This is a genomic window from Paenibacillus sp. MMS18-CY102 (assembly GCF_009789195.1).
GTDB lineage: Bacteria > Bacillota > Bacilli > Paenibacillales > Paenibacillaceae > Paenibacillus_T.
Window position 1 is genome coordinate 1 of record NZ_WSTC01000068.1, and the last position, 7,075, is coordinate 7,075.

Sequence of the window (7,075 nt, forward strand, 5' to 3'; positions counted from 1 at the left end):
CTGGAAACGCACTTTCTCCATCAAGCTTATAAGTTTTCACCCAGTCTCGAACTGTGGTGTAATGAACATTCAGATCCTTCGCCGTATCCGCCATCGTTGCTTCTCCGGCTAAAATTCGCGATACCGCCTGTTCTTTCAATGCTTTATCAAATTGCTTCCGTTGCCCCATAGTAAATCCCTCCACTTTTATTATAGAGGTTTTCTATGTGTCTATCTATTCGGGGCAGGGTCAATATGTTTATTTTTCAAAGACTTGCGAGAAAGCAAATACAAAAATCATTGAGGGTTTCTACGTGTCTACTTTTTCAGGGCAAGGTCACACCTTCATGAAAATCACCTAACCCAATCAATATTTTCTTACTGAATTGTAAATATTCTTCTAAGTTCATTACAGGATTTTGAAATCTTATATGCATCATTATTTCTTCCAAAGAAACCACCCTTTGTACATGCATTATTTTGGTGTAACAACAACTCTTATCTCCCCTAATCCATTTTTTACGGACTACCAGGCTCATTTCTACCCGAACCACCTTTACTTGTCCCCTTGCCTGGAAAACCACACGCCCGATTATATACATTTTCTAATTATTGAACTTGCTTTTGTCTCTAGGGACTTAGATTCTTCTCTTTCTCTGCATCTCCTAAATCATACCTCCCGGTGTTTAAATCGTTATTTACAGCAAGCTGCGGATTGGAAAACCAGTCTTCAGAGTTCTGTCCTAACTGTTTCAGTCTACCTTTCCAGACATCCCATGCTTATACAGCATCGCCTGATCTAATCCTAGGAACGTAGGATCTGAATCTGCAATCACATTGTTAGGATATATACATTGTCGACCTAAAGAAAATTAAATGAGCTGGCTTCGGTCAGGTACCGAAGCCAGCTCGTAAAATAGAATTTTACTTTATTATCCTCCATTATTTTTTTTGTTTAATAACATTTTCTGAACCTTATTTAATAGAAACGAAATGTATCCCTTTAGTTTTCAGCAGGTAAAAATTAGGGTATTTTTAATATCCATTCTTCCCTATACCTAGTAATGCAAATTCTGATTAATCCTCTTAAATACTCAAGCTCCTATTCGTTTTCAATATTATTTATTCATCTTCATCTTCATCTTCTAAATGAGGGGTTACCGGGTAGCCAGACGGATCAAACATATATTCTACACACTCTTTTTCATCTGCAAGAACAAGACTTATCGTATCCCCTCCACCAAACTGGGATGGTGGTACTTTAATATCAATTATCCAAGAGTATCCTTCAACACCTTCAAATTTCTCATAAAATGTTATTGACTCACCTAGTGTAGGATTTACTACTCCCTCCAATTGATACTCGTCGTTATAATTCTGAGAAATTTGGAACACTCTATCTGTGCTTAATTTAGGATTTAAGCTAGAAATTTCATTTCTTTTTACACCAATTATCCAAAATGAAATAACCTTTTCTTCATCAGAAATAACTAAAAATTCTTCAAAATCCCTATAATCTATCTCAACGACCCATGCACCACCGGCTAATGAAAAAAAGTTTTCATAATATTGAACTGATTTATTTATATCACTGTTAATTGTTGAAGGAATGTAGCTTTTGTTATATTCCTTAATTCGAGTGTTACGTTCTTGAATATAATCTTGTGCAATATTTAGCACCTGTACTGCATTAAGTTTCCGATTACTCATCTAAGCATCCCCTAAATATTTCAGAATCTGCGGGCGGCCATCCATATGGCGCTTTTTTATTATACCTCAATAAATAAATATATCGTTCTGTAGCAATCAACTCTGCTCTTGTGAAATTCTGTTTATTCTCCATTATTGCTCTGTAAACATATTCTTCTCTTTCTAAAATACTCTGGGCTAAATACTTTTCTTTCCCCAATTCTAACCATTGCTTTGCATGCACACTCTCATGAAAAGCTGCAATCTGAGAGGGCGTCCCTCTAAAATACATGATACCTGTTTCAGGATCAAAACCTCCAGCTTTACCTTTAGGTACCTTTACTTTGTCGATTACAACTTTAACTCCAGCTTTCTCCATATCATTTTTGAACTTTTTAAAGTCTGATGCCCGCATTTTTCTATTACCATACTTGTCAATCTTGAAGACATTTCCACTTACTCTTTTTGTATCCCATACTGCTAGATCTAAATCGTCTCCCTCAAAATCATCCAGTCTATTCTTCCAAGCACTCCACGCCTCATCCAACGCAGCTATATTCTTGCCATTCGCTAGCTTATCAGCCGCTTTGAACAACCCATGTTTCATCAAGCTCGCCAGACTTACAACAGCTAAGCCAATCCCGAGCTTATCCAGCATCGCCTGATCTAATCCTAGGAACGTTGGATCTGAATCCGCAATTCCATTTTTAAGATCCTTCAATTTCTCAGCACTTACTACGATCGTCGCCGCCCCTATTGCAGCGTCTGCTGCCGCTAAAAGATATAGCGACTCTCCCGCTGTAGGTATGGCAGTTATAACTGCTATGATTCCAAACATGATGTTTAATTCCGCCATTATCACTTGTGGCTGAATAATCAATACCTCATACGTATACCGAGAAAAGTATACAACCTTGTCCGTTTTCTTGCTAAGATAGTCGGGCTTCTGCGGAACGATATTCGCCAATGCATAAGCTTCTAATGCCGGAGCCATACGTTCGAGGAAGTTTCCAATTCCGGTATGGTCCAGCATCTCTTGAAATATACTTGGATTTCCGCTTGGCTGCTTTTCTTGGGAAGCCAATACAGGCGGAGCTGGAATCGAAGCCCGAATGTCCGCTTGGGACTTCCCTTCGCTTTTGCCCTTCTCGATGATGCCTTGTACATCTTTATTCCAATTATGGACGGCCGTTCGGTCCTTGTCCATCTGGTCATATGTCTTCTGTTGTTGCTCCATGTCTGGCTGTTGTTCTTCCGATCCACGCTCTTGCCGCGCGTATTTCTTCTGGTATAGCTCTTGTTGGTCGGATTCCGATTTCCCGCCCATCCAGCTCCGGGCAGCATCGGCCCCTTTCGGGTCGCTATTCACCTGTGCTTCCACATCGGCTCGAATTTGTGCTTTTTGGCTATCCGGTATATCGATTGCAGCACCTATATCAAGGCTTGTGTTCAATGCTGCCATGGAGATTTGCTGTTGTGCGAGCTCGTCCATATACATCTGTTTGAGTTCTTCATCCGTCAAGAGCTCCATGAAGTCCACGTTGATCTTCTGAAGATCCAGCTTACTGCTCTTGATCCCAACTCGATCTCCACTGATGAATACATAATGCTCCGAGTTCGTTTGCATGGCTATGGATTGGCTAGCACGCATTCGGATCGATTCTAATACACCAGATCCGCTCCCGCTGCCTAATTCCAGCTGGCTGCCCGCAACTAATAAGACATCCTCGCCTGCATCTACCGATATATTTCCGCCATCTAGATGTAGGGTAACTGTTCCTTTCTTGAATAAAACCCCATCGTCTCCAAGCTGCATCTTGGCATCGCCAGGTATCTCGAACACTTTGGTCGAAGGCTTCTGAAACACGGTCCTGCTTTTCATCTCATCGCTGCCGCCACGAACCGAGTTTATCGCAACCGCTTGCTTCTCTATCCCGCTCGGAAAATATACCTTGATGCGCGCCCCTTCATCTGGCAAACAGTGAAATAGATTGTTCCCTTCTCCTGAGTAGGGGAACCACCAATTCCCTTGTTCATCATGCCCTTCATCGATGTCCAAGTGAACCTTTACCATATTGTTGGCTCGTTTCACTACACGGCCTTCGAGCGAAGTGCCTTGTATGCGTTCGTTGCGCTTCGATTTCCGCCTCAGCGCCTGGCGCTTTACAAGGACGTATTCGTGATGAAGAAGTCCCGATGCATATGATATGGCCGATTCTGATACAACCCACACTTGGTTCTTGAATTCAACGTCATCACCAACTTGGCAATACTGCCCGCTGCTCACCCGGTAATAGATAAAATCTTCTTCGTGAAGATTTTGCTCTTCGTTGCCCTCCTCATGTGCTTTCAACATCTCATAGGCAGCCCGGTCCTTCATTAGGGTATACCGCTTCGAATTCAGCTTCATTCCCCATGAGGTGTCTGGCACGCCAAAGCATACGCGAGGCGCATCCATCTGCACATCAGGCAATATGACAGTCCCCACTCGTGCAGCTAAACGTTTCATGAATGCCCAGTCGGTTTCTTCATATTGCACCATTAGAGCTCCGATCGTTGCCCGGTCGCTCGTCGCCATGTTTTGCGCATCCCCACGCGGATAACCCTCTACTAACCGCTGGATTACATCCGTATACGTTTGAAATTTGTTCTGGTAGGATCGCTTCTTTGCATTCCTATCCATGGCATATGTTCGGGACAGTGCCTCGATTTGCACATGGGGAATGCCGTCTTCCATCTGAATATCTACCTTCGTTATGCCGCCTGCAAACCAATTCTGCACTTTAGACTTCATTGCATTTCGAATCATCACGCTATCTTCAAAACTGCTATTGCGCATACAGGCTTCTGCATCTTTCTCTGACATTTCTGCCGTGAACGTACAACGGGTATGCGCATTAAATTTACGCTCTATTCGAAAGTTACGGACCGCTTTCAAAGGATACGGCCATAGCAGTTCATAGCCGTCCCCTGCATATATCGCTTCCATGCCTTCACCTCGCTTTCCTATCTTGCGGAAAATTCAGGAGGGGCTGGGTCCATCCCATTCGTAAGCAATTGGATCTTCCCTCCATACTGGCAGAATAAGCAGGACTTGCTGGTTAATGCGGGCACCCCTTGAATAGACACGCTGGGACTGCCATTCGTCCACTGCGTTTGTGGCAAATTAAAATTCGCAAGCACATCACTGAAACTCAAGGAAGGGAGTCCAAACGGTCCATTCGATGTGTCGGCTTTCTTAAATGGAGCGCCGGAGGGCGCTGAGGGCGATACAGTAGGCAGCAGCTTAGGGGCACATGGATAAATAAACTTGCTAAAAGTCGGCTCGGATTGATCGGGATCGAATATATACGAAGAATCAGCTGCCATCCCCGGATACGCACCCTCAGCCATCTTCATCGGATGCACCACGCTTCGGCAAAATCCGAAAGAATAAAAATTTCCATCGATCTCTTGTCCCATTCGATTAACTGGAAAGGTCGTTTCCGCAAAATTCTGCTTGATCACGCCTGCCTCAGAACTCGAAACCGCACAATCATTGACGGTAAGCATGGGGCTTCCATTGATGTAAATGCCATTCGGGTCTAGCTTGTTTAAGACTTCCTCATGCGTTCCCATCGAACAGCACATAAAGGCCCCTGCTGTTACATAAGTGTCCTCGCTTCGCCAAGGGGATTGCTGCAAACTCTCACGTGTTCCTTTCTGCAACAACGTATCTTGAACGCCCATCTTAACCATCGCCTCTCATTAACTGGATTGGCCTAACCTTCAAACCGTATAAGCCTGTACGAAGGAGGCACTCGGCAACATCGACACGTGCAACAAGCACACGGCTCCGGTAATGCGAAATTTGGAAGATTGCCGCATCTTCGCTCACATCTTCCACATGCATTTTGCTAATACGCCCGTTCTCCGCTTCCATGCGTTCCGGCATCAGGCAAGGGATCTCCACAAAATCCATCCATGAATAATAAAATTGGCTCTGCTGGCCCAAATCCATCACCACGATGCTCTTATAGCCAACATCCGGTATGAACCGGGCTATTGTTTTTCTTAATGGATCACTAATTAATAGAATGGGGTGTTCGATGAGAGAGCTCGGAGAAATCTGGCAGCCTTGCTTGGCGTAAACAATTTCTTGCTCCTCTGCATAGTGGTAGCCTTGCAGCATCCGAGCCGGAAAGTTGATATTCGCCCCATTCGCCGGGGAGCGCCTGTCATGCTCTAGCACAAAATATTTCATGCTACGCATAAGCGGCATCCTCATCTTTCACCCAAGTCACCATCCGGCGTTGCTCTTCCGTCATCATGACTCGGAATATGTCTTGCTCCAGCATGCGGCTTCCTGAGAGGTCCGCTCCCGTAAAATCTGCGCCTTCCAGGTCCGCCCCTGTAAAATCTGCTGCAATTCGGGCATGCCGAAAGCTGGCACCCTTCAAGTTAGCCCGTTGGAACTGTACACCGTTCATGCCGAATACAAGGCCATGTTCCTCCACTGCCATATCCCTGATTGCCCATGCCCCATCGAATCTGGCATCAACAAGATCACAATTTCGAAAGTCTGCATCGATTAATAGACATTGTTTAAAATCCACCTGATCACATACACAGTTTTCGAATCGGGTACCAAGCAACTTGCTGCCACCCAGCTTACTCCCTGTGAGCGTTACCTCTTCCAATCTTGCATAATTCAAATCGATGCCTTCGAATTGGCCGTTGGAAAGATCAACCTTGGCCAGATGCTCATAGATGTATTCCTGATCGAAACGGCTTTCCAGCCACCCCCTGCAAGTAATGGAGGTACGTTGCCGATTATTGATGCGGTACACCGATTCACCTGCTTCTTGATCCCTATACTCACTAACACGCACTTCAAAATAGCTATCTTTTACTAAGCTTTGGAAAGAAGGGAGCTGCGTCATGGTATCCATCGCGTAGCGCACAGCATGCACCATATAGCTATTGAACGGGTACAGCTGCTCTGTCTTCCACACTTCGAATGTATGCCGGTCAATGCGGTTCATATAGCGCTTTCGCCTTTCCTCGCATGCGCTATCCCACGCGTCAACGAACCCATAAATCCATCCTGCATCATATGCAAAGTCGGTCAGTTGAACCTTGTCCATCGTTTCCCTATCCGCTGCTTCCAACATAAAAACAGGCTTGCCTTCATTCCAACTCGTCCGCATAAAAGAGAATTGAATCATCGAGCATTCCTTTAATTGGCCTTGCTGCTGTTGATCAAGCACATGAAGCAGGAACTGGTCTGCTAACGCGATAAGCTCATCTGCTATCTGCTTTTTTTGCCGAGTATAATATTGATGCAGTGCTTTAATATGCTCATTCCGAAGCGGTATGGCATCTGTCTCTATAAATTGATGCCATATCTCCAAGTGGTGCATACGGT

7 protein-coding genes are annotated in these 7,075 nt (G+C 44.6%); all 7 read right to left on the reverse strand.

Features of this window, described 5'->3' with window-relative positions:
• Positions 1 to 169, reverse strand: a 169-nt coding sequence (locus GON22_RS26835; RefSeq protein WP_160398839.1) for a helix-turn-helix domain-containing protein, incomplete at its 3' end; no start/stop codon positions are given.
• Positions 170 to 305: 136 nt separating this feature from the next.
• Positions 306 to 518: a hypothetical protein gene (locus tag GON22_RS25325; RefSeq protein ID WP_160398840.1), complete on the reverse strand. Its 213-nt coding sequence runs from the start codon at positions 516 to 518 to the stop codon at positions 306 to 308.
• A 583-nt stretch (positions 519 to 1,101) separates the two neighbouring features.
• Entirely contained in the window at positions 1,102 to 1,689 is a 588-nt protein-coding gene (locus GON22_RS25330) for a hypothetical protein (RefSeq protein WP_202113500.1), read from the reverse strand.
• Positions 1,682 to 4,657 carry a zincin-like metallopeptidase toxin domain-containing protein gene (locus GON22_RS25335; protein ID WP_160398841.1) on the reverse strand — a complete coding sequence of 992 codons (2,976 nt, stop codon included), beginning with the start codon at positions 4,655 to 4,657 and terminating at the stop codon, positions 1,682 to 1,684. Before GON22_RS25335 ends, GON22_RS25330 begins: the two co-directional genes overlap by 8 nt.
• Before the next feature lie 17 nt (positions 4,658 to 4,674).
• Positions 4,675 to 5,397, reverse strand: coding sequence for a PAAR-like protein (locus tag GON22_RS25340; protein ID WP_160398842.1), 723 nt, complete (start codon positions 5,395 to 5,397; stop codon positions 4,675 to 4,677).
• Position 5,398: 1 nt separating this feature from the next.
• The gene (locus GON22_RS25345; RefSeq protein ID WP_160398843.1) at positions 5,399 to 5,920 is read right to left on the reverse strand and encodes a hypothetical protein; all 522 of its coding nucleotides are present in this window, start codon (positions 5,918 to 5,920) and stop codon (positions 5,399 to 5,401) included.
• Positions 5,913 to 7,075 (reverse strand): pentapeptide repeat-containing protein (locus GON22_RS25350; RefSeq protein ID WP_160398844.1); only part of this gene is annotated, 1,163 nt, incomplete at its 5' end. The genes GON22_RS25345 and GON22_RS25350, both read right to left, overlap by 8 nt.

Bases quoted from the DNA above. Each gene is read 5' to 3' on its own strand.
- GON22_RS25325 (WP_160398840.1), bottom strand. From the start codon at position 518: ATGAGCCTGGTAGTCCGTAAAAAATGGATTAGGGGAGATAAGAGTTGT.
- GON22_RS25330 (WP_202113500.1), bottom strand. From the start codon at position 1,689: ATGAGTAATCGGAAACTTAATGCAGTACAGGTGCTAAATATTGCACAA.
- GON22_RS25335 (WP_160398841.1), bottom strand. From the start codon at position 4,657: ATGGAAGCGATATATGCAGGGGACGGCTATGAACTGCTATGGCCGTAT.
- GON22_RS25340 (WP_160398842.1), bottom strand. From the start codon at position 5,397: ATGGGCGTTCAAGATACGTTGTTGCAGAAAGGAACACGTGAGAGTTTG.
- GON22_RS25345 (WP_160398843.1), bottom strand. From the start codon at position 5,920: ATGCGTAGCATGAAATATTTTGTGCTAGAGCATGACAGGCGCTCCCCG.